The organism is Chryseobacterium sp. B21-037 (assembly GCF_028570785.1).
Taxonomy (GTDB): domain Bacteria; phylum Bacteroidota; class Bacteroidia; order Flavobacteriales; family Weeksellaceae; genus Chryseobacterium; species Chryseobacterium proteolyticum.
In genome coordinates, this window is record NZ_JALGCB010000001.1 from 181,586 (window position 1) to 206,383 (window position 24,798).

Here is a 24,798-nt window from a genome sequence, read left to right on the forward strand (position 1 = left end):
AATGTGTTTTATTTGGACGAACGCGTTAATTCTACAGAAAATTTTGCAGTACAATTATTATCTGTTATTACAGTTCTTGTTCCTCTTATCTTAGTGTCGGAAATATCATTGAGAAGAATATTCATTTCTACTTTCTTTTTGGCAGCAGAATCTGTTTTGAAATTCAGTTTGATCTCATTGTTTTCAAACTTTCCGGAATACAACCTGATAAGATTGTTATTGTTGATGATTTTAGCCACCAATTGAGTGGAATCACTGTCGAATTCCCAGGTATCTGTTCGCTGATCTCCAACAACATAATCATTACAATTGGATTCCGTGCAGATCACTTTGCCGTTCCAATCTCCGGAAATTTCTTCCGGCCATGTCATTACTTTGGCAGAGTCCTTTCGGGTAAAGATGCTGTCACGCATTTTAATTAAGGCTTGATATTCAGATTCTTTGTGGGCAAATAGCTTTTCTTTTTCCAAAAGCTGCTGCTCTCTTTCCAGCAGGTCTTTTTCCTTTTGGCGATTATCACAACTTAGAAGAAGCAATGGGACAATAAATAAAATCAGCAGAGTGTTTTTTAGCATATCATAGAAATTGATCTAAACAAGATAGGGAAAAAAAATAAAAAAAGAGATGTGAAAGTGGATAAATAGAGATATATTCTGTTGGATGAATAATGAAAATAGGAAGCAATCATAATATGAAAGTTCCTTAATGTACCGATAATCAGGGGTTGAGATAGGTGTCCCGTGTTTATTGAATTCTTTGTTTTTTAAACATGGCTGGGTTGTAGTTAATTATGAACACTCCCAGAATAATTAATATTGCTGCCACAATAAATTTAACAGAAATACTTTCATCAAGGATCAGCCAGCTTAAAAAGATAGAAATAATGGTATTGATATAGGCCAGAATAGAAACCTGAACCGGTGAAACCTTTGTCAAAGCATAATGATAGGCAAAGAAGGCTGCAACAGAGCCGAAGATGGAAAGGTAAAACATGGCTGAAATACTTTTGAAACTCCAGTTTTCGAAGTTATAATCGTCAGAAAATAAGAAGGCAAAAATAATCTGGATAATTCCTGCAAAGGCAAACTGATATAAGAGATTCAACGATATATTTCCACTTTGAATGTTTAGTTTTTTTGTGAAAATGGTACCTGATGCCCAGCCTGCAATCGCGATAAGAAGAAAAACAATTCCCATGGCATAATCCGGATTGGCCAGATCTTTTATACCGTCCCAAAAGATAAAAACAATACCACCGAAAGACATCAGAATTCCTACGACAGCCCTGAGGCTGAATTTTTGTATTCCCACAGCCACACTGCCCATAAAAACCAGAATAGGAGAGCAGGCGCTTATCAGAGAGGTCACACTGCTTGTTACCGTTTCTTCAGCAACAGTGGTCATTCCATTGGCAATGATCAGCATAAGTGACGAAAAAACAATCTGGTATTTCAGGTTTTTCCATCCGATCCATCGTAATTCTTTTCTGTATAAAAGGACAAGGAGCATAATTAATGCTGCAAGAGATTGTCTTATTCCCGCGACAAACCAGGCTGGAATCGTTTGTACTGCCACCCGAATCGATAAAAAAGTCGTTCCCCAGACAATAGCTACAGTAAGAACAGCAAGTGTAAGTTTATAATCTTTCAAAATATTAGTGAAATGGTATACAAATATATCTTATTTAAGTATAATTATAAAACGTGATTTTGCATGTTGTTTGTAATCAGTTGATATATTCAGGGTTAAAATTTTTTCAGATCAGATTATCCAGGGATTTATAGATAGTTCAATTTTAGAAAACAGATTTTAATTTTTATCTTTGAAAATCTAATAAAATTGAAGATGGTAGGAATTATCATGGGAAGTCAAAGTGACTTACCAATTATGGAACAAGCTGCAGGCTTTTTGAAAACTCTCGAAATCCCTTACGAGCTTACTGTGGTATCTGCTCACAGAACGCCCGAAAGAATGTTTGATTATGCCAAAACAGCAAAAGAAAGAGGTTTGAAAGTTATCATTGCAGGGGCCGGGGGAGCTGCCCATCTACCAGGAATGGTGGCTAGCTGTACTACTTTACCTGTAATCGGAGTTCCTATTTTATCCAGTAATTCTATTGACGGGTGGGATTCTGTACTATCCATCCTTCAGATGCCGGGCGGAATCCCTGTAGCAACTGTAGCATTGAACGGAGCTTTAAATGCGGGAATCCTTGCGGCTAAAATTTTAGGAAGCGGAAATGAGCAGGTGGCGGAAAAACTACAGAAATATCAGGATTCTTTAAAAGATAAAGTACTAGGAACTGTTGACGATATTAAAGCTCAGCACCCCAACCAGTACGATAAATAAAAATACGCGTTATAAAAAGCCTCACTTTATTACAAGTGAGGCTTTTATTTTACTTTTTGATCAGCTTAAACGATTCTGTTTTATTCTTCGTTGTAATCTGTAGTATATAATTTCCTTTTGTCAGTGAGCTTATATTAATCATATCAGTATTCAGAGCATCCTGTTGTACCAATCTTCCGCTGGCATCCAGAATTTTATAACTTTTGAGCTCGTGGGCATGCATTATATGCAGGTTATCTTCTGCGGGGTTAGGATATATAGATAAGCTTTGGCTGTTGGTGTGGATTTCTGAAGTTGACAACAAACAGTTTCCTACTGTATCTCCTGTTATATTCCAGCCCTTACCAATAAGAATGTTTCTTTTAGAAGCAGCATTGGAAGCATATTGTAAAGGCGTTACTGAAACAAGAGGAATATTATCAGGAGTAACAGGATTATCTGCCCATCCGGAAAGGGTTTTGCTGTAATTATCGCAATTTAATCCTGAACCTGTAAGCATATTGGTAGCATCGGTTAATGAGCTGAGGTTCCAGTTGCCTAAAGACCGGTTAAAGTTTGTGGCGCTTGTTAACATAAATCCCATATGAGTAACCTGGGAAGTTGCCCAGTTAAGAGGTTGATTGAAAACAGTACAGCCGTGAAACATATGAGCCATATTGGTTACGGAGGAAGTATTCCATCCACCAATGTCTTGATTGAAAACAGGAATAAAATGGAACATAAAAGACATATCTTTTACTTTAGAAGTATCCCAGCTGTCTAAACGCTGATTAAAATTCAGGCAAAGAGCAAACATCCAGCCCATATCTTCCACATTCGAAGTGTTCCAATTATTTAAGGGTTGATTAAATACCTTTCTTCCGGAAAACATATTATTCAGATTTTTAGCTGATGACATATTCCAGGTACTCAAATAAGGGGAATTAAACTGATCTATTGCCTGCACATAATCTCCCATCCTTGCAAACATAAATTTAAAATCCTTTATAGTTGAGGTATTCCAGTTTTGCATTGAACTTGCCCCTAAAAAATCATGGGCATTATAAAACATGAATGAAGCATCCGTTACATTAGTGAGGTTTGGACTGTCGGTAGCCGTGAGCTGAAGCAATCTGCAGTGCGCAAATGCAGTATTCATAGAGGTCCATTGAATATTTCCCCAATTTTCTATTTCAGTTATTTTATCAGAATTTCCGAATATATCCCACATGAGAATATATGAGTCTGCTACATAAATGATCTGGCATTCTCCAAATCGTATCTGTTTAAATATGCCATTTCCGTTGCTTACTTTTACACGATAAGAAGCACTTGCCGTATCAGGATTTAATGAAGTTCCAAAGTCAATCAATACCTGCTTCGTAGAGGTAACATTATTCATAACCCCGTTATGCTGAGGATAGTTTACTTCTTCCCAGCTTATTGTGTAATTCTCACCGATTCCCGGAAACCATATCTGATTAGTGGAGGCGGCATAAGGAGCATTTACATCAATAAGAGGCATTGTGTCGGGCCTGTTGGGTTGCCAGATCGTAATAAATTCATTTTGTGCTTTTATCATTTGCCCTAAGAATAAGAATAAACCCAGGAGGATAATTTTTTTATACATACGGATGGATTATGATATTATTTCTTAATAAATTTAAGTGATCGTGCCATGTCTTTCGAAATGATCTGAAGGATATAGTTTCCTTTGATTAAAGAGCTGACGTCTATTTTTTGATTATTTATCATGCCCTGAAGTATTATTCTTCCTGCCATATCCATTATTCTATAATTACCGGAATCTTTCATATTTCTGATGTAGATAAAGTCCGTTGCGGGATTAGGATAGATACTGATCTCGTTGAGAGGTAACGCATTTGATGTGGATAAAACAGACTGGCATTCTCCGTTGTAAGTATCTCCGCTGATCGTCCATCCTTTATTATTGATAAGATTATTTCTGGCATTGACAGCAAGCGGGTTGGAATAAACCAATGGTGAAGTATTTGCAAGGTTGATATTGTTAGGGGTTGTGGGCTTCAGGTTCCAGCCGTAAAGGGTATTATCATAGTTTTGACAATTCAGTCCTGAGTTTTGTAGCATGTTTATGGCTGAGGTAAGAGAGCTGATGTTCCATTGTCCAAGATTTTGATTGAAATGAGTTGCTCCATTGAACATATTGTTCATGTTGGTGACAAGTCCTACATTCCAGTTTCCGATATTCTGATTAAAATTCTTTGCATCTTTAAACATATTGTGCATCCAGACTGCTTTGCTTACATCCCAGTTCCCAATATCCTGATTGAAGCTGGTAGCCCCATTGAACATATCGTTGATATAGACTACATTGCTTATGTTCCAGTTTCCGATGTTTTGGTTAAAACTGGAAGCTCCAGCAAACATGCCCTCCATAATGGTGGCACTCGAAGTATCCCAATTGCTGATATCCTGATTGAAATCCTGTGCCTGGTTGAACATACGGTCCATTTCAATTACTTTGGAAGTATTCCAGTTACCAATAGGCTGGTTGAATTTTTTAGCACCGGAAAACATAAATTCGCAATCGATAGTATTGGAAAGGTCCCAGTTTCCGATCGGTTGATTGAACTCCTTGGCGCCACTGAACATGGCGGTCATATGGTCTACTTTAGATGTGTTCCAATTGGCCAGAGGTTGGTTGAATACCAGAGCTGCGTTGAATGTTACTCCCATCATGGTAACGTTTGAAGTGTCCCAGTTTCCAACAGGCTGATTGAAAAGAAAACAACCTGCAAATGTACTTAGCAAAGTGGTTACATGGGAGGTGTTCCAATTATTGAAAGAGGGATTTCCTATCAAACTATAATTACCTAAGAACATATTGGACATATCTGTAACGGCTGACAGATCTGGAGTGTCTGTGGCAGTTACATCGAAGTCTCTGCAACCCTGAAATGCCTGTCCCATAGAAGACCAGTGGATGTTTCCCCATTGTTCCAATCTTACTATTTTATGCACATCACCTATCAGGCCATCACCATTAAACATATCCCAGTTGGAAAACCGGATCCTATGAAAATTACCGATGCCATTAGTTATTTTTAAACGATAAGTTGCGTCTGAGGGATTAGGGTTTAAAGGGGTTCCAAAGTCGATCAATACCTGGTAAGTAGAGTTGATATTGGTTAATGTGGCATGGTGTGCAGGGAAACCTATTTCCTCCCAGTATACCTGAAAATCGGTTCCTACAGCAGGAAGCCAGATCTGTGTATCTGTAGAAGCAACAGCTATTCCGGAATACTGTGTTGTATAACGGGGAAGGCTTGGTTTCCAGACGGTGATAAATTCATTTTGAGCTTTTCCTGACTGAAAGAAAAGAATAAAGAGAAAGAACAGGATTGTTTTTTTTAGCATGAGAATTAGTTTTTGATGAATTTTAAAGATTGGACCTTATCTTTTGTAATGATTTGTAAAATGTAATTTCCTTTAATTAAAGAACTGATATTGATTTTTTCATTGTTTAAGAGGTCCTGAAGTATTATTCTTCCACTCATATCAAAAATTTTATAAGTATTAAAACCTTTTACATTCTTAATATAAATGTAATCCGCTGCCGGATTTGGATAAATACGGATTTCATTTTGAGAAAGAACTTCGGATGTTGATAAACTTATACATTCAGTATTGTAGTAATCACCAGTTATGGTCCATCCTTTTGTATTGATAAGATTATTTCTTGCATTGAGTGCGGGCTGAGATGAGTAAGCCATTGGAGAAACATCTCCGATTATCAGATTGTTGGGAGTTGCCGGATTATTTGCCCAACCCATGAGAGTGTTATTATATTTTTCACAGCTTAGTCCGGAACCGGTAAGCATCCCTGAAGCGAGCACTAAAGAATTCAGATTCCAGTTTCCAAGACTATGGTTAAAGTTCGTTGTTTTGCCAAGTATTGCCCTCATATCTGTTACTTTTGAGGTGTCCCAGGAAGAAAGATCCTGGTTAAAGGCATAGCATTCGTGTAGCATATGGATCATAGTAGTTACCTTTGAAGTATTCCAGTTTCCGATAGGCTGATTGAAAAAATCAAGATAATGAAACAGCCAGTTCATATTGGTTACGTTGGCCGTATTCCAGCTTCCGACAGGTTGGTTAAAATTTGTGGCTCCGGCAAACATGTGGCTCATATTGGTAATACCCGAGGTATTCCAGGTGTCAAATGCCGGTGTTCCTGTGAGTGAGGTACAATTGTAAAATAAGCCATAAGTACTTGTTATTTGAGACAGGTCAGGTGCATCTGTTGCAGTAACATTCATATGGATGCATTCGCTGAATGCCCATTCCATATTTTCCCAGATAATATTTCCCCATTGTGAAACTTCCAGAATTTTTTCTTTGTCACCATTATATTCTAAAAATACGGGCCATAGTGTGGTAGATACATAAACACCCTCAGGAAACCGGATTGCCTGAAAGGTACCATTACCATTACTAATTTTCACTTTATAGGTTGCGTTAGCAGGAGTGGGGTTTTGAGGATCGCCAAAGTCTATTAAAAATTGTTTTAAAGCCGTAACGTTTTGTAAAATTCCATTGTGCTGAGGATACCCTATTTCTTCCCAATAAACATTGAATTGGTTGCCTTTGCCGGGAAACCATATTTGATTGGACGTTGAAAGTGAAACTCCTGCTATATTGGTACTGGTATTACCAGGTTTCCATATGGTAATGAATTCATTTTGTGCCTTTCCGGATTGAAAGAAAAAGCTGAAGAGAAGGAATAGGATTAGTTTTTTTATCATATGGATCGTTATTTTTTGATGAATTTTAAAGATTGGACCTTATCCGCGGAAGTAATTTGTAATAGATAATTTCCCTTTATTAAAGAACTTACATCGATTTTTTCATTATTTAAAAGTCCCTGAAGGATCATTCTGCCTGCCATGTCAGTTATCCTGTAACTTCCGGAACCTTTTATATTTTTGATATAAATAAAGTCGCTGGCAGGATTGGGATAAATGGAAAGATTATTGAGAGGTATTTCAGAAATTCCTAATCTGCACTCTCCCTGAGTATCACCATTAAATACCCAACCTTTATTGATAAGTACATTTCTTTCTGGTACTACATCCGAAGAATACATTAATGGTGCAGTAGAAATCAGGTTGATGTTATTCGCCGTATTTGGGTTATTGGCCCATCCTGCGATGGTTCTGCTGTAATTTTCGCATTTTAATCCGGAATTCGTCAGCATCTGGTCTCCAATAGTCAGGGAAGCCAGGTTCCAGTTTTCTAAAGATTGGTCAAAGCTTGTTGCATCACGAAAAGTGAAAAGCATTGTTCCCACCAACCCTGTATTCCAGCTTCCTACAGGTTGATTGAAGGCAGAGGCACCTGTAAATAGCATCTCCATGGTAGTTCCTTTAGCCGTGTTCCAGTTGTCTAGTGGTTGATTAAAAGAAGTACAGTTGTGGAACATGTGGCTGAAATTAGTAACATTGGACGTGTCCCAATTACCGATAGGCTGGTTAAAATCGGGGATAAAATGAAATAAATACGCCATATTGGTGACCTTTGAAGTATTCCAGTTATTCAATGGCTGATTGAATGTGTAACAATTTTCAAATGTATGGGCCATTGTGGTTACGTTCGAAGTATCCCAGTTGTTTATATTTTGATTAAATGATCTTCTGTGGAAAAACATATAGCTGATGTCTTGTGCCGAAGACATATCCCATGAACCGATGTTGAGATTGAACAGATCAACTGCTGCGGTAGCCGGAGTAGGGGAAGTGTGGCCAAACATGTATGTAAATTTTTTTATTTGGGATGTATTCCATGCCGTCATAGACGGGTGTCCTGTAAAAGCTGAATTTCCATAAAACATGAATGAAGCATCTGTTACACCTGAAAGGTTAGGTGTGTCTGTAGCGGTAAGTTGAAGCGCCCTGCAATTACTAAAGGCATTCTCCATAGAAATCCAGTTGATATTTCCCCATTGGGAAACTTCGGTAATTTTATCAATGCTGCCTACGTTGTGCCAGAGAATAGCCATGTAAGCAGTAGGGACATTTAGGATTTCAGGATCACCAAACCGGATCTGCTTAAAAACTCCGTTTCCATTGCTTACTTTTATCCGATAAGCAGCATCAGTGGTATTAGGATTTAATGATGTTCCAAAATCGATAAAGACCTGTTGTGTAGAAGTCACATTGTTCATGACTCCATTGTGCTGGGGAAAACCTATCTCTTCCCAGGTTATCGTATAATTTTCTCCGATTCCCGGGAACCATATCTGGTTATTGCCTGCCGGATAAGGAACAATAACATCCATCTGTGGAATGATTGCTGGAGTATTAGGTTTCCAGATGGTGATAAATTCATTTTGGGCGTTCAGGATGTGAAAAAAATTAATAAATAAAATAAGGGGTAAAAATTTTTTATACATATCAAGATTTTGTGAAATAAAGATAATGAAAATAATAAAATCACAAAATTTTTGAATAGTTTATTGCAGTATTTGATTTATTTTAATTTTTTATTACCTATAAAAGCTAAAATAATAAATAATTTGAATTTTTGAAGATTAAAGGCTTTTATTCCGGAAGCCTGTTTTCCAGGTGTTTTTTGGACTGTTCCTAGCCCCGATAGAAGCGGTTACCCCGGAGCAGGGAAGGGGGTAAAGTTGGGGGCGAGGAGTATGAGCGGATAGCGGGAAATAGCTCTATAAAAAAACTCTCCTAATGTGGAGAGTTTTATATTTTTTAAGGGATGAAATTTAATACCAATTCTGTTGGGAAGTATTGTTCATTCGTACTTCAAATTGTTCGGCAGCACCGATTGTATTTCCATTTAAATAGATCCAATCGGTACCGTTCTTTTGATATACCTGAAGGAAATATGTTTTTCCTGCGGAGGTTTTATCCTTGAAGGCAACGGTATCTCCATTTTCTATGCTTGTGGAAGTGTTTCCGTTTTTCTTTTTCACAAGGACCAGTTCCAGGTTTTTAAGGGATTTGCCAAATTTCGGGAAATAGTAATAAGCTCCTCCGTTCAGATACTCCCAATACCAGAAATTATTAATACGCTCGCTGATCTCTACCCGTACCGGACCTTCTTTGAGATCGAAATAATTTTCACCAGCCCCAAGGTTAACAAGATTGAACCATGTATTCTGATCAGGAGCAGAAGCGGATACGGTAAGCCAATCATCTGGTTTTGAAAGGTTGCTGGTAATATATTTTCCGGTAGCTACGGATCTTAAAGATACCTTATCATATATTCTGAATTTCATACTCTTTTTGGGAGATGTTTCATCCGTACTGATGGCTCCTTCTACAGGATAATGATCCGAATAATCTGTCCAGTAATAAGTGTCCTGGGTGAGATTGGTATACGTCATAAGGGTATTGCTTACGGGATCAAAAGCGATATTATGCCAGGATAGAGGAGTAAGGTGTTCGTTGGAAACGAAGATATAATCAAGATATTCCGGCTGATTCTTAGGATAAGGATAATGGTAAGATGCCATGGTGTTCGTTTGGGTATCCCATGTCTGTGAAAGACCTTTGTAGAAAGGTGCAGATACATTTAACGTTTGCAGCATGACAGGGTATTCCTGGCTGTTCTTAATAATATTAAAATCTCCGCCATACACAAGCATTTCATCAGCAGGAATTTGAAGCGCGTCCACATAAGATTTGATCATTTCCAGCTGGCTTTTTCTGATGCTGACTTCATTTCCCTGGCAGCCGGGTTGTGTAGATTGAAGATGGGTAGAAATACAATGAATCCGTTTTCCGTTTTTAATAATACGTGCGTACACAAAGCCCTTTAAAGAAAGGGCATCGAAATCACATCCTTTGGGAAAGATATATTGATTCATTATTTCAATCGGGTACTTACTGGCAATCATCACTCCACCGTTTTCCAGTCCGCCCGAGACTACTTCTCTCCAGTCTCCGGAAGTGCTATTCCAGCCTTGTTTGGTTTGGCCAAGAATAGGTGTCTGGTAAGGGAATTTTGAAGAAAGTTTTTCTCGAAGTATTGTTGAAGCTGTATTGTCAAAGCATTCCTGCAGGAGTAATACATCATAATTTTTGATAAAGTCTGCCGTTCCGATTTTTTCTGCCCTTTGATTTTGCGACCATTGTGTGGTAGAGGCTACAGCGATATCCCGCAATAAGAATGTGTTGTAAGTGAGTACTTTGAGATCATTATCTCCTAAACGTGAAAATCTATCCTTCTTATTTGCCTGATCGGCAAGAGAACTATTTTCTTCAAAAGAGGTTTGTTCGCTGCATGAAATAAATGAAAGAAAACATAATAATGCAAGAAGATAGAATCTCCGGTCGAAATTTTTCATATGTATTTTTTATTTGATGGGCTAAAATACTCTATGAAGAAAAAGTAAATGTTATCTAAGTATTATATGTACATTAAGTTTGTCATGAAATAAAATTGTGAAAAGATATCTGGAATTACTTCACGAGATATAAAATAAAAAGTCCCATTATTCAAATAATGGGACCGTATATTGCGTATGATTATATCTTAATATCTGTAGTATTCCGGTTTGAACGGACCTTTTACATCTACACCGATATATTCAGCTTGTTCAGGAGAAAGAGTTTCCAGCTCAACACTTAATTTTTTAAGGTGAAGGGCAGCTACTTTTTCATCTAAGTGTTTTGGTAGTGTATACACCTCGTTTTTGTATGCTGCAGCATTATTCCATAATTCGATCTGAGCTAAAGTCTGATTAGAGAAAGAATTGGACATTACAAAACTAGGGTGTCCTGTAGCACATCCAAGGTTTACCAGTCTTCCTTCCGCAAGGATGATAATTTCTTTTCCTCCTTCTAAGGTATAAATATCTACTTGTGGCTTAACTTCTGATTTTGTATGACCATAGTTTTTGTTTAACCATGCCATATCAATTTCATTATCGAAGTGACCGATGTTACAAACGATCGCCTTATCTTTCATTTTAAGGAAGTGCTCTGCTCTCACGATATTGAAGTTACCGGTAGTCGTAATGATGATATCTGCATTATCTACAACTGTATCTAATCTTTTTACTTCATAACCATCCATTGCAGCCTGTAAAGCACAGATAGGATCAATTTCAGTAACCGTTACGATAGAACCTGCCCCTCTGAAAGAAGCTGCCGTACCTTTACCTACATCTCCGTAACCACAAACTACCACTCTTTTACCTGCCAACATTACGTCTGTAGCTCTTCTTACAGCATCTACTGCAGATTCTTTACAACCGTATTTATTGTCAAATTTAGACTTGGTAACAGAATCATTCACATTGATAGCCGGCATTACTAACGTACCGTTCTTCATTCTTTCGTATAATCTGTGTACTCCGGTAGTGGTTTCTTCAGAAAGTCCTTTGATATCTTTTGTTAATTCAGGGTATTTATCAAAAACCATGTTCGTTAAATCTCCACCGTCATCAAGGATCATGTTTAATGGCTTTCTTTCTTCACCGAAGAATAAAGTCTGCTCAATACACCAGTTGAATTCCTCTTCATTTAATCCTTTCCAAGCATAAACAGGAATTCCTGCAGCAGCAATAGCAGCAGCAGCGTGATCTTGTGTAGAGAAAATATTACAAGAAGACCATGTAACTTCAGCACCTAAAGCTACTAAGGTTTCGATAAGCACAGCAGTCTGGATCGTCATGTGTAGACATCCTGCAATTCTTGCTCCTTTTAGAGGTTGAGATGGTCCGTATTCTTCACGGATAGACATCAGGCCAGGCATTTCTGCCTCAGCAAGAGTAATTTCTTTTCTTCCCCATTCTGCAAGAGAAATGTCCTTAACTTTATAAGGAACGTATTGTGTTGTAGTACTCATATGTTAATGAATAAGTTTAAATTCAATTGATAATGAAATGCAAAATTACAATTAATAATTAAGATATAAAAACGATGGATCAAGTTCAATTGATGAGATTATACATGAATTAATATTATTTTTATTTACTCTAAATAAGCTATTTTTGCATCAATAAAATCGTTGTAAGATGAATGATAACCATGCTCAGGATAATGCTCAAAAAAAGACAAAGCCATTCACTCCCAAAGTAAAAGAGTTAATAAATAGATCTAAAAGTGTGATTTTAGCCACCGTAGATGCCGAAGGAAATTCCCATTCCAGCTATGCTCCTTTTGTACAGATAGAAAATACATTTTACATTTTGGTATCTTTTATGGCAAAACATACAAAAAATCTTGCAGAGGGAAGGAGTACTTCTGTAATGCTTATAGAAGATGAGATGGCTACCAAGCAGATGTATGCCCGTGAACGGTTAACCTTTGAAGCCAAAACATCACCGATAGAAAGAGATTCTGAAAGCTGGAATAATGCGGTAAGTCAATTAAAAGAATCTCATGGAAAAGTAGTCGATCTTATTTCCGAAATGAAAGATTTTATTCTTATTGCTTTACATCCGCTTAAAGGTTCCTATGTGAATGGTTTTGGAAGTGCTTACTTTGTTGATGAGAACCTGGAAATCCTTGAGCATAGAAATGATGTTAACCATCAATCAAAATAAATTAGAAGTTAGGAGAGGAAGAGTATTATTTTTAGCAAAACCCGACTTCATCTTTACAATTATATGATCATTACATTTCTTTTTATTACTTTTATCCAATAAAAAACAATGCCCCTTTACCGAGATTTTTCAGATGAAACCGCTACAATTCTTATTTGGAAATATGATGAGAGCGAAGAATTACATATTAATGATCTTTTAGAACCTGAAAATGCGGAAAAAGTAAAAGACTACCATCCCAAGAAATTACTGGAAGTCTTAATGGTTCGTAAACTTTTAAAAGGATTAAAGCCGGATTCTAAAATACTCTATAAAGAAAGAGAACCTTTTCTTTCCCCAAAAGATGCGGAAATTTCAATCACCCATTCATTTCCTTTTGCAGCTATTGCCATTTCAAAAAGAAAAATCGGAATTGATATTGAAAAATTCAATCCTAAAATCATGAGGGTTATTGATAAGTTTACCTATGAAAATGAAAGAGGATTTATTCCTGAAGATCTCGCCCATACTTATTATACCATTATCTGGAGCGTAAAAGAAAGCATGTATAAGATCCATCATTCCAAATACTGGTCCTTGAAGAAAAACTATGAAGTGAAGCCTTTTCAGCTAAAAAATCTTCATAAAATAAGCTGCCGGGTGTATGACGATCAGTTTTCAGATGAGTTCAAAGCAAGGGTAGAATTTTTTGATGACTACTGCTTTACGATTGTGGAGGAGTAGCCGCTTCGGATTCGTTCTTGTATTTCTCGATCACTTTTCTTTGCTCTTTAGCAACATCATAAATAAGCTCAAGCACATCATGGATGTTTTTCAGTTCTGTAAGATGAGATATCTTATTGGGATCGTTAACTTCTGAAGCTTCATTTTCTTCAAGCTCTGTTTTCCTTTTCAGCATGAGGTCGTCAATAGAAGAATCCTCCGGTTCCAGACGGCTTTCCATTTTAAGGGATTCATTGATTTTTTCACCATTAAGAAGGGCATAGGTCTGCTGTAACTCCGATTCTATTTTCCGGCTCCAGCTGTCAGCATCTATTTCAGGATATTTCTCGTCATTTTTAGCATATTGCGAAAGCGAAGCTGTATAAGCCGTAACAAGATGGGAAGTTGCTACAAACTGGTGAACAACTTCCAGCTTCTTCTGCTGATTTTTGGGTTCTGAGATCATCCTCTGGAAATTGTCGGAAAGATTGGCCAGGGAAATAATCGCATTTTTACGTTTTACCTTATAGTCCTCGAGGTCAAAATTATCTTCAAGGAATTTGGAAATAACACTCTGAAAATAGATGAGGTTACTTTCTGCAGATTTTTTCATCAGATCCAGATTCTGGGTATGCTCCCAGACAGGAAGGACAATATAGGAAACAAGGAACGCAATAATACCTGCAATCATGGTATCCACAATTCTGTCTTTGAAAATAACGTCAACCTTTCCGGGGCTTAAAAAATTAAAACTCATAAAGACATAGATCGTCATGAATAATACAGCCCAGAAATATTTACCTTTTAGTAAACTGAAGCAAAGGATCATGCTGATCAGAAGTGTGGCAAATAATATAGCATTGATGTGAACAAAGTGGAGTATGATATAGGCTATTGTAGCTCCTACAATAGTGCCGTACAAACGAAGTCCGTTTCTTTGTTTTGTTATGGAATAAGCCGGTTTTAATATAGCGGTAATCGTAATTAATATCCAGTAGGTATGGCCGATTCCTAAAAACTGAAAAAGAGAAAACAGATACCCGATCAGTAAAGCGGTCGTAATGCGAATGGCATGACGAAACTGAGAGGAAGATAGGGATATGTTGTTTCTAAGGACTTTGAAATTCAGCTTTTCTTCATTAGGCATAAACTTTCTTAGGTCTAATCCTGTTGAAAGACTTTTTGCAAGTTTTACATCTTGTGAAAAAACTTTATAGATTTCGTTGATTTCCTTTGTAATCTCGCTGATACGCATCAGAATCTGACGCAGGATCATAAAGTTTTCTAACGTTTCGGGTGTGATCTGCCTGTTCCTTAGTTCAAAATACAGGGTATTCAGTTTCTTAAGTTCCATTTCCAGATCAAAAATAGGTTTTGCACGGGTACCCAGCTGTAAAGAAATTCCAATGTTTGTTATTTCTTCGGAAAGCAGGTTGAGGTAATCATGGATATTAACCAATATCATACTGTCCTTGAAACTTTCTTGCAACTTCTGATAATCACTTTCAGAAGTCATCAGTTTCTCATGAAGGTCCATTGAGTTCAGGAACATCAGCATCAATAATCTGCTGGTCGTTGTAGATTCATTAACAATGGTTCTTGTCTTAAAAACGGTTTCCCGGGTTTCCTCCTGAAGGTTTTTGATTCCTATCTGCTTGGCAATAACCTGGGTGGTCAGTTTATCGAAATCGGGATTCTTTTGATAATAATTTGCTTTTATTTTTAAAAATTCTGCCAGCTGGAGATAATTTTCGCCGATCATCTGGCTTGCCAGCTTATAAGGCTGAATAGTCGTAACAATAAGGAAAATCAATAAAAACCATATACAGCCTGACGCAAAGATCAGCAGACTTTTAAAAATATTGTCTCCGGTCAGATGTCCGTCGATAAAGATCGCTAGTACCACCAGAGATAAAGAACCAACGGCAGCCAGCCTTTGCCCGTATACCCCGATAAGTGAAAAAAACATGGCAAATACGATGATCTCGAGGATAACCAGTACTTTGATATGCATCACCAGGCTGGCAATAAGTGCTACAAACACAAAACAGACAATGGCAAAAGTAAGGGCATTCCTTCTTCTGATAAACGGTCCCGGCTGATCAGTAAGGGCTACGAAGCTGGTTCCCAGAGGGAAAAGGAAATATTCTTTTAAAATTCCAAAGTGGGCGAGAACCAAACAAGGTAATACAGTGGCTAATGTAATCCTGATTGCAGAATATACATACTGACTGGTTACAAATTTTTTTAGTTCCGCCGAATAGTTCATATTACAAAAATAATTATTGACAAACAAAAAAGCCTCATAAATATGAGACTTTTCTAAACTTAAATGTTATATTTTTTTAATTATCAACATTAGAAGTTTCATCTCCGATATTCCAGGTCAAACCGAAACGAAGCGTGTTATCTAAAGCTGTATTAATTTTAGACATATTGATCAGATAAGAAATATCAAGTCCGAAAGAACGGTACTTCAAACCAATACCTGCTGTTGCGAACTCTCTGGCTCCCTGTTCAGGGCTTTCGCGGAAATAACCAGTTCTTACTGCAAAAGCATTATCGTATGAATATTCCAATGCACCACTATACATGATACTGTTCTTGTTTTTGAAAGACTTTCCGATTCCCGCAATAGGTCCCACATTTGGTACCGCATACATAGGCTGTCTGGTATTAGGATCCATTCCTACGAATTCTGATCCCGGAACTAAGATTTTAGAACCTTCTACGCTGATCCCGATTTTATTAAGGTCGTCCAGATACATATCATAACCAACCCCTAATCTTGCCATGGTAGGAAGATAAGATCTTGATTCTTCATTTCCTGTGTAATCCAGTTTCGGACCCAGGTTTTGAATAGCAAAACCGGCATTCACTTTACCATCATATCCTCCGATACTTGAAAATCTTGGAGAGGTATAGTATCCTGAAACGTCTACCGCAAATGAATTGGCAGGTTTTAATGTAGTATCTGTATTGAACCCTCCGGCTAAATCTGAACGGATGAATCTACCCGTTACAGCCATTGAGTATGAATCTGAAAGCTTTAATCCATAAGCAACATCAATAGAGAATTCATTTGGTTTTGATGTTCCCATTGAAGCTACTTCGCTACCTACTAACTGAGTCAAATCTACCTGTCCCATGTTGAAGTAATAAATACTTGCTGAGATCGTAGATCTTTCATCCTGACCTAAGAATTTATGGAATGCACCATACAATAGAAATACGTCATTGGTTAATTTTCCCATATAAGGGGTGTAGTTAAGGCCTACGGAAGAACTCGTTCTGCTAAAAGGATATTTCGCTGCATTCCAGAATTGTGAAAATGCATCTGGAGAGGTAACGACACCCTGATCACCCATACCTCCAGATCTTGCATCTGGTGCAATTCTTAGAAATGGAGCTCCGGTCAATACAGGTCTTACCTGCCCCAGATCTTGCGAATAGCCTAAAAAACCAGCACTTAAACCAATTCCTAAAAGCAGTTTAGTAGTTAAATTCATATGTTGTCTTTTATATATTATCAGTTTTTTATTAATATTATTATTATCCTTATTTTATTTTACTTCAAAAGTACCATTTTTTCTACAGCTGTGGCACTTCCTTTGCATTTTTCTTGGTTTTGACTTTTTGCAAATATCTTAAAAATATATGTTCCCTTCCCAACAGTTGCCCCAAAATCGTCTCTTCCATCCCATTCAATTGCCTGACGTGGCGTTCTAAAGCCCTGTAGGAACGGTTCTGCAACTACAGCCTGTGATAAAGTTCTTACCAATTTTCCTGTTATTGTATAGATTTGAACATTTACATTCAGAATATCATCACAATTATGCTCAAACTGAACATACGTTTTATTGGTAAACGGATTCGGCCAGTTAAGAGGTCTGTTGATTACCAGATGCTGATCCGCTTCATCCTTAACTTCAAAGTTTAACGTTGCAGATGTAGAATTATTGTTTATATCCCAAACTTTAAATGATAATTGATGCTGACCTACCGATAAATTCCTGAAAGGGTAGGTTACATTTCCTTTCTGATAATCTGCAAGACTCGGACTCAGACATCCATTTCCTTCTCCCGAAGAATAAAAATCGTTTAAAACAATAGTATTGATGATCTGGCCGTCCAAATATACAGTAATATCATGGCCAATACCGGATCCTGTTGAATTTATTCCCGTATCATCTGTGATACAGGCAAGCAACATCGGATTCTGGTCTGTAATACCTCCATCCGCAAAGTTTGTATTGTTCATGTACAGCTTTACCTTAGGGGGTTGGCTGTCATTAATTCCGTTCGGGTTAATATCTCCAACCTGTACCGCCTGATTATTGAATACGTCCGTAGCTTTATTGTCAGCATATCCGAGGATTCTTCCTTCACCTACGGCATAATTAATATCTTTCGGGACATAAAATTCTACAGTGAATACCCCATTAACAGCAGTACCTGACGCCTTCACAATAGCACTTCCTTCTTCAGTATATTCAAGGATAGGGGTGAGGTTTCCGTCGTTATTCAATGTTTTTTTATTAAGTCTCTTATCGAAGATATTGATAACCACTCTTCCGTTAAAAGACGTATTAATACTTCCGTTTGTATTGTTGATATGTCCTTTTACTTTTACAAAGTCCAGACCTCTGATCAGTCCCGGTACCGGAGTTTCTATAGCATCGATTACCAATAACCTTTTTGGTCTGCTTAATTTCATAGCAGGATCACCCAGAAGGTTTACCTTCAAGTGGTCTGCTTGCGGACCTTTTTGTCTTTTAGCATTTAAATGGGCAACCCCAAGGGTTTCAAAATCATCATTGACAAGTTTGAAAATATCTTTGGTATAAAGGTCTGTAAAATCACGACCATAATCCACACCAATAGCACGGCTTGAGGTGATCATTGTTGCCGGCCCTCCCTGTTTCATTTTTAGAAAACGTTCTCCGGCAGAAAAGGTTTCCGGTTCATCCCAGAGCGTAAATTCACAAGTAATCGTAGACACGAAGGGAAATCTGCTGTACACATTAGAAAAGTTATTGGCATTATTGATCTCATCAAGGGTAAGCACTCTTTCCTGAGCCCATCCGCTGATTCCTCCATGCCCGAAATAAAACAGGTACATACTGTTTCCGATATCATTGGAGATTGCCTGGTTTACCTGTGGGTATCTTTGTCCGCCTGCTGTACTCTGAGCCTGAAAAGCATCCAGATAGAGTTTTCTTACATTATATTCTTTAAGATTTGTAGATCCCGGCTGTTCGAAAACAGTTGCTAATGTAGTGTTCATTACATCATGGAAAGGACCTCCGCCATCATCATCATCATCTACCACGAAATCAAGTTTCATACGCCATTCCCCAAAAGGAGTTGACTGCCCCGGTAAAGAATTGTAATATGCAAGGGTTTTATCCATCATTACCGCTGCTTCAGTAGCATTTGCCGCAGGAAGTCTTCCTACCGGCACATCAGGTAAGTTATTCGGGATCGAAGCAGAAGTTTGTGGTTTTGTCATTACGATATAATCATCGGTAACAAACGAAGTAATGAAATCTGAAGACTGTTCACTTTCATAGCTGGATACCACATTGGAATTGTTAGGAACCCTATTTTTATAATCGTAAGAGGTATCACCCAGAATAAAGACATACTTTAAACTTCCCAGTGGTGTATTTAATTTGGTTATAAAATCACGGATAGCAGTAAGATCTTTACTTCCGCTTCCAAATTCATTATAGATCTTATTAACATCTACAATCTGTACATTATAATTATTTTTAGTCTGATGGTAGTTGGCAAGCCTTTGAGCCTGGGACATCATTTCAGGGACTGTAATAATCAGATAATCTACATTTTGTAATCCCGAGAGGTTCTGGTTGGCAATTCTCTCTACGAATTGAGGAGAATAAGCGGCATCAGCCTTAAATGCAACAAATTCGTTATTGAAATTTAAATCAGAAGTAATATACCCGAAATTAAAATTACCACTTCCCGTTGCTTTGTTGACTCTTCTGTTGGCATTGGTGATATCCGTGACATCCCAGATCTGTTCCAATCCCGCCGTATTGCTTACACTGAATCCATAACTGGTGTTGGATCCGCTTACAAGAGAAAAATCCCTGAAATTCATCTGTGACCCGTTATATCTAAGGTCTTCTTTATATTGAACTTCGGCATAATCAAAATAAAACAAACCATTAGGATTTGTTGCGATGTTCGGTTTGTAGTTGATCGTAAGCTGATTGCCACTTAAATTGGTAACATCTCCAAAATAAACATATGGAACATAATCAGGGTCCGTTGAACCGGACGAAAAAGGCTGAGCATTTTGATTATTAATATCAAAAGTTATACTGTTTCCCTGAGACTTATATCCAATTACCCGTGTTCTGTATTTTACGGGATCGCCGCCCAGGATTGGAGTGGTGAGGTTAAAAGTAACCGATTTGTCGGTGGTAAACGGAGCTTCTTCTGTCCAAACCCTTCCGACTTTCATGATGTTTTTCTGATCATTATTGATCACCTGGTAATTATCAAATCGTGTAATTAGTGGGGAAGCCGGCAGGTTGGCATCTATAGGCTGAACCCTTTTTCCCGCACCTTTATCAAAATTGATGTAGTAATAGGAAAAATCTTCATAAATATTCTTTACGTTTTCACTGCGGTCAATTCTTTCTTCCGCTCTTTTGAATCCTTTACCATTGGAACTATTATACAGATTGTATCCATTAGGTCCCTGAGCATAGAATAGGGCATAATCATTATCGTTCCATATTCCATCATCTTCACCCACTACCTGTATGGCGTTTTCCTGAAGAGCACTGTATTTTACATCCTGGTTATATTCCGGTAACATGATTCCTCCGTTCCCATATATCCTGAAATTTCTTGGATTTACAGATGAAGGATTGATCCCGTTATCCTTTAAAAACTGAGTGGTAATTTTAAAAATACCGGACTTGTCTACTTTAATTTTATAAAAAGCGCCGCTAGCCAAAGGGTTGTTGGTCGTTCCCACCTTAGCTGCATTCATCATCTGATTAGAGCCGTTTCCTTCTGAAATTTCAAATGATGAAAGTCTTTGTATTCTTCCTTTTACATTTTTAAACAGGCCAACATGTACGCTGGCGTATTGTTCCCCTTCTGAGTAATAATAAGAAACATTAGAAACATCATAATCAGGTAATGCGTTTTTGCTTAACTCAAATAGCTCCCGGTTTGAAACTGCTTCCCAAACTAAATTGGAAATTTTTAATTGCTTTTCACCTATTTTTTGTGTGGTTATTATAAAAATGTTATTTTGGCCATATGAAAATCCCTTATTTTTAAAATTGGGAAGATTGATTTTTGTGTCTCCAAAATCTTGAATTTTTGATCCATCCCACTCGATGGTGATTCTTTGAGCATAAATCGTTGATACAGAAGTTAATAGAAGTAAAAACGTAATTATTTGTTTCATGTTTGTTTTTGAAATTACTAAATTACAAAATAAATGAAAATTTTATAATTAAATTGCGATACAATAAAATTAATTTGTTAACGTTTTTCAAAAAAATCAAATGATTACTTGATTTATTGAATAATTTATTTTTTCTTTGTACTTTGAAAATATTTATATCGACTATGAAAAAACTAAAGTTGTTTTCATTAATAGCATTAAGTTCTACACTTGCATTAACCAGTTGTGGTGGATCGGGTACCAACAAAGGTGGAGGTACTAAAAAATTTATCAGTAAGACGGGTTGGAAACCAAACGAAAAACAAGGTTGGTTTTTTGCAGGAAAGCAACAAAAACAGAAAGGTTGGCCGGGGATGGTATATGTAGAAGGTGGAACTTTTACAATGGGATTAGTGAAAGATGATGTCATGCACGATTGGAATAATTCGCCTCGCAGAATGCAGGTAAGTTCTTTCTTTATCGGTGAAACAGAGATTACTAACTACGAATACCGCGAATACCTTACATGGTTGAAGTATGTGTTCCCACCTAGTGATCCAAGTTTTAAGGAAATCTATAATGGTGCCTTACCAGATACCTTATTATGGGATAACAAACTATCTAGAAATGATTACAACGAGACGTATTTCCGTTCTCCGGAGTTTGATTACTATCCGGTAGTAGGTGTTTCCTGGACTCAGGCAAACAGATATTGCGAATGGTTAACAGACAGAGCTAATGAAAAAGCTTTAATGTCTGCAGGGATCATCGCTAAAGATTTGTATATCAACGAATCCAATAATCAAGGAGGAACTGCATTTAACATGGATAAATTCAAAGCGAATGATCCTGAAATGCAAGGATATATTAACGAACAAAGAATGCAGCAAAAAACGGGTTTGAAAACAACCAACCAAAGATTGCTTGCTGCTAACAGAGCTCCAAACTCTGCAATGGTTCAGAAATTCAGACTTCCTACAGAAGTTGAATGGGAATATGCAGCGCTTGGTATGGCTAAAAACAGAGAATATAACCAATATCTTGGAAAGAAGCCGGAAATTGAAAGATTAAGAGGTACCAAAGGAAGAGACAGAGGAATGTTCCTTGAAAACTTCAAAATGGGTAGAGGAGATTACTCAGGTATCGCAGGTTGGAAGAATGACGGTTCTGCAAGAACTTCAGATGTTAGACAATATCCGTCTAACGATCTTGGAATCTATGGAATGTATGGAAACGTGTCTGAATGGACAGCGGATGTTTACAGACCTATTATTGATGAAGATTTCAGTGACTTTAATTACTATAGAGGAAATATGCCTCAGGCTGTTGTAAAGAACGGAGACGGAACTTACAAAATGGTAGATGAAGGAAGCATTAAATATGATACTTTAGCTGACGGAAGATTAGTTTACAGAAACTTACCTGGACAGTTTGAAAGACAAACAATCGCTGATTACAGAAATTACAGAGACGGTGACAGACAATCTTCTTTAGAGTACTATAAAGCCGGAGATTCTGCAACAGCATATGATATGTACAACTCTCCTAAACAAAGATTCATTGTAGATGGAAGCGGTAAAGTAATACTGCAAAAAGACACCAGAGACAGAACATCTGCTATGTCTAACGACATCAGAGTAGTAAAAGGTGGTTCTTGGCAGGATACGGCATACTGGCTGGATCCGGGACAAAGAAGATATAAAGATCAAAACAGAGCTTATGGCTGGATTGGATTCCGTGTCGCTCAAGATGCCAGAGTTGCTGACAAGAATAGAACTAGAAGATAATATTTATCAAAAAATAATTGAAAAAAACCTTCCTAAATACAGGAAGGTTTTTTTATTTTTGGACTATGAATATAGAACAGTTTTATCCTTTGTTTCTGCAAGCTAATAAAGTTACTATTGACAGCAGAAAAATAGAAAATAATGATATTTTCTTTGCCTTTTCAGGAGATAATTTTAACGCAGCTACTTTGGCAGAAAAGGCTGTTTCCGAAGGCGCTTTGGCAGTAATTGTGGAGGATAAAGAATATGAAAATACAAATGGAAATATCTTCTATGTTCCTTCTACACTGGATTTTTTACAGGCTCTTGCCATACATCACAGAAATAAGCTGAATATTCCATTCATAGGACTTACAGGGAGTAATGGAAAAACAACTACAAAAGAACTGATCCATGCTGTTCTTTCTGAAAAATATAACGTGCAGTATACCTACGGTAATCTGAATAACCACATTGGAGTTCCTCTTACCATTTTATCCATCAGACCTGAACATGAAATGGCGGTAATAGAAATGGGAGCAAATCATCAGAAAGAAATAGAGCTGTTATGTTCGCTATCGAAACCTGATTTCGGATACATTACCAACTTCGGGAAAGCACACCTGGAGGGATTTGGTGGATTTGAAGGGGTGATCAAAGGAAAATCCGAATTGTATGACTATCTGAAAACATTCTATAAGACTATTATTGTTAACGAGAATGATGAGATACAGCGCGATAAAACAGAAAATTATGATCCTAAAATCACATTCGGAAAACCAGATTCGGATTATTATTTTGAGGCCTTTTCAGAAAATCATTGTGTAGGTTTATCTTATCAGGGGACCAGAGCATTATCTAAGCTTACAGGGAATTATAATTTTACAAACCTTTGTGCAGCAGTTAGCCTGGGGCTTCATTTTGGAATAGAAATGAGCAAAATACAACATGCTATTGAAAGCTATACGCCGACCAATATGCGTTCCCAGATCGTAAAAAAAGAGGGGAGGACACTTGTTCTGGATACTTACAATGCTAATCCAAGCTCAATGACGGCCTCTTTAAATAACTTTGTAACTTTTGAAGGAACCAAGTCCATTATTATTGGTGATATGCTTGAGCTGGGAAATGAAAGTGAACTGGAGCATCAGATCATTTTAAAACAGGCATTGGACCTGGGTTTTGATCAAATCATCACTGTTGGCAGAAATTTTAAACAAATAAATCAAACAACACTATCTTTTGAAAATACCCAGGAATTAATAGAATACCTTAAACTGAATAAAATTCAATCAGAGAATATTCTATTAAAAGCTTCACGGGGTATTTCACTGGAAAAAGCGCTGGATTTTATTTAGGCTGGCCGTCCCTGAATTCAGTGACGATCAGGCGAATGTTTTTAAAAGTATTTGGAAAAACTTCATTTTCTATTTGAGTGTTGTTTTTCCATGCTACCTCCGTAATACCTTCTTCAATCTGAGGTTTAGAAGTGTCTTCACCATTAAAGTTCATTTCGAACCAATGGGTACATTTCAGAATTTTTTCACCATTTCTTTCTACGTAGATATGGTAAGTGGTGTTGATGAATTTTACTAATTCAACATCCTTAAGTCCTGTTTCTTCCTCGATTTCCCTAACAGCAGATTCCTCACGGGATTCTCCTTTTTCCATTTTTCCTTTGGGAAGATCCCATTTGCCCAGTCTTTTGATGAAGAGCATTTCACCTTTGCTGTTATTCACAAGCCCGCCTGCTGCCTCAATAATTCTGAAGAGACTCTGAAATTCTTTCCAAATAGTATCAATATCGTCTCCGAATACATTCAATTCTTTTACAGATGTATTTTCAAGAAGATCTAATGCGATTTCAAAAGTTGTGAAGTTCTCATACCTTACATTTTTTTCCAGGTTTTCAGACTGTTTAGACAGCAATAATTTTTTTTCGTTCACAAAAACTTTATACATTCCAATATATTTACTAGCGCATTAATAATCAATTATTTAATTTTTTACCA

17 protein-coding genes are annotated in these 24,798 nt (G+C 37.2%); 5 read left to right on the forward strand and 12 right to left on the reverse strand.

Features of this window, described 5'->3' with window-relative positions:
- Positions 1–8: 8 nt before the first annotated feature.
- Both MTQ00_RS00830 and MTQ00_RS00835 read right to left on the reverse strand, forming a co-directional pair.
- Positions 9–575 (reverse strand): hypothetical protein, encoded by a 567-nt coding sequence (locus MTQ00_RS00830; RefSeq protein WP_273647355.1) that lies wholly within the window; start codon positions 573–575, stop codon positions 9–11.
- 169 nt (positions 576–744) lie between these two features.
- The gene (locus tag MTQ00_RS00835; RefSeq protein WP_273647356.1) at positions 745–1,650 is read right to left on the reverse strand and encodes a DMT family transporter; all 906 of its coding nucleotides are present in this window, start codon (positions 1,648–1,650) and stop codon (positions 745–747) included.
- A gap of 195 nt (positions 1,651–1,845) precedes the next feature.
- Here MTQ00_RS00835 and purE point away from each other — a divergent pair, with 195 nt between their 5' ends.
- Positions 1,846–2,349, forward strand: a complete 504-nt coding sequence (gene purE / locus MTQ00_RS00840) for a 5-(carboxyamino)imidazole ribonucleotide mutase (RefSeq protein WP_273647357.1) — start codon at positions 1,846–1,848, stop codon at positions 2,347–2,349.
- A 49-nt stretch (positions 2,350–2,398) separates the two neighbouring features.
- Here purE and MTQ00_RS00845 read toward each other — a convergent pair whose 3' ends face one another.
- The 6 genes from MTQ00_RS00845 to ahcY form a co-directional block, all read right to left on the reverse strand.
- The gene (locus MTQ00_RS00845; RefSeq protein WP_273647358.1) at positions 2,399–3,958 is read right to left on the reverse strand and encodes a BspA family leucine-rich repeat surface protein; all 1,560 of its coding nucleotides are present in this window, start codon (positions 3,956–3,958) and stop codon (positions 2,399–2,401) included.
- 17 nt (positions 3,959–3,975) lie between these two features.
- Positions 3,976–5,727, reverse strand: a complete 1,752-nt coding sequence (locus tag MTQ00_RS00850; RefSeq protein ID WP_273647359.1) for a BspA family leucine-rich repeat surface protein — start codon at positions 5,725–5,727, stop codon at positions 3,976–3,978.
- A 5-nt stretch (positions 5,728–5,732) separates the two neighbouring features.
- Positions 5,733–7,115 carry a BspA family leucine-rich repeat surface protein gene (locus tag MTQ00_RS00855; protein ID WP_273647360.1) on the reverse strand — a complete coding sequence of 461 codons (1,383 nt, stop codon included), beginning with the start codon at positions 7,113–7,115 and terminating at the stop codon, positions 5,733–5,735.
- Between the two features lie 8 nt (positions 7,116–7,123).
- Positions 7,124–8,761: a BspA family leucine-rich repeat surface protein gene (locus MTQ00_RS00860; protein WP_273647361.1), complete on the reverse strand. Its 1,638-nt coding sequence runs from the start codon at positions 8,759–8,761 to the stop codon at positions 7,124–7,126.
- Between the two features lie 330 nt (positions 8,762–9,091).
- Positions 9,092–10,678 (reverse strand): sphingomyelin phosphodiesterase, encoded by a 1,587-nt coding sequence (gene sph, locus MTQ00_RS00865; protein WP_273647362.1) that lies wholly within the window; start codon positions 10,676–10,678, stop codon positions 9,092–9,094.
- Positions 10,679–10,866: 188 nt separating this feature from the next.
- Entirely contained in the window at positions 10,867–12,183 is a 1,317-nt protein-coding gene (gene ahcY / locus MTQ00_RS00870; protein ID WP_273647363.1) for an adenosylhomocysteinase, read from the reverse strand.
- Between the two features lie 169 nt (positions 12,184–12,352).
- Here ahcY and MTQ00_RS00875 point away from each other — a divergent pair, with 169 nt between their 5' ends.
- Positions 12,353–12,883: a HugZ family pyridoxamine 5'-phosphate oxidase gene (locus MTQ00_RS00875; RefSeq protein WP_273647364.1), complete on the forward strand. Its 531-nt coding sequence runs from the start codon at positions 12,353–12,355 to the stop codon at positions 12,881–12,883.
- A gap of 108 nt (positions 12,884–12,991) precedes the next feature.
- A complete protein-coding gene (locus MTQ00_RS00880; RefSeq protein WP_172277255.1) occupies positions 12,992–13,606 on the forward strand; it encodes a 4'-phosphopantetheinyl transferase family protein in 615 nt (204 codons plus the stop codon).
- Here the strand turns inward: MTQ00_RS00880 and MTQ00_RS00885 are convergent.
- The 3 genes from MTQ00_RS00885 to porU form a co-directional block, all read right to left on the reverse strand.
- Positions 13,587–15,854 carry an FUSC family protein gene (locus MTQ00_RS00885; protein ID WP_172277258.1) on the reverse strand — a complete coding sequence of 756 codons (2,268 nt, stop codon included), beginning with the start codon at positions 15,852–15,854 and terminating at the stop codon, positions 13,587–13,589. The genes MTQ00_RS00880 and MTQ00_RS00885 overlap by 20 nt on opposite strands.
- A gap of 76 nt (positions 15,855–15,930) precedes the next feature.
- Entirely contained in the window at positions 15,931–17,094 is a 1,164-nt protein-coding gene (porV, locus tag MTQ00_RS00890) for a type IX secretion system outer membrane channel protein PorV (protein ID WP_172277261.1), read from the reverse strand.
- 59 nt (positions 17,095–17,153) lie between these two features.
- Positions 17,154–21,041 (reverse strand): type IX secretion system sortase PorU, encoded by a 3,888-nt coding sequence (gene porU, locus MTQ00_RS00895; protein WP_172277264.1) that lies wholly within the window; start codon positions 21,039–21,041, stop codon positions 17,154–17,156.
- Between the two features lie 164 nt (positions 21,042–21,205).
- On the opposite strand from porU, the gene gldJ reads away from it, so the two are divergent.
- Entirely contained in the window at positions 21,206–22,807 is a 1,602-nt protein-coding gene (gene gldJ, locus MTQ00_RS00900; RefSeq protein WP_172277267.1) for a gliding motility lipoprotein GldJ, read from the forward strand.
- Between the two features lie 65 nt (positions 22,808–22,872).
- On the forward strand, positions 22,873–24,144 hold the full coding sequence (locus tag MTQ00_RS00905) for a UDP-N-acetylmuramoyl-tripeptide--D-alanyl-D-alanine ligase (RefSeq protein ID WP_273647365.1): 1,272 nt from the start codon (positions 22,873–22,875) through the stop codon (positions 24,142–24,144).
- Here MTQ00_RS00905 and MTQ00_RS00910 read toward each other — a convergent pair.
- Entirely contained in the window at positions 24,137–24,748 is a 612-nt protein-coding gene (locus tag MTQ00_RS00910) for an NUDIX hydrolase (RefSeq protein WP_172277275.1), read from the reverse strand. The two genes, MTQ00_RS00905 and MTQ00_RS00910, sit on opposite strands and share 8 nt — an antisense overlap.
- Positions 24,749–24,798: the final 50 nt, after the last annotated feature.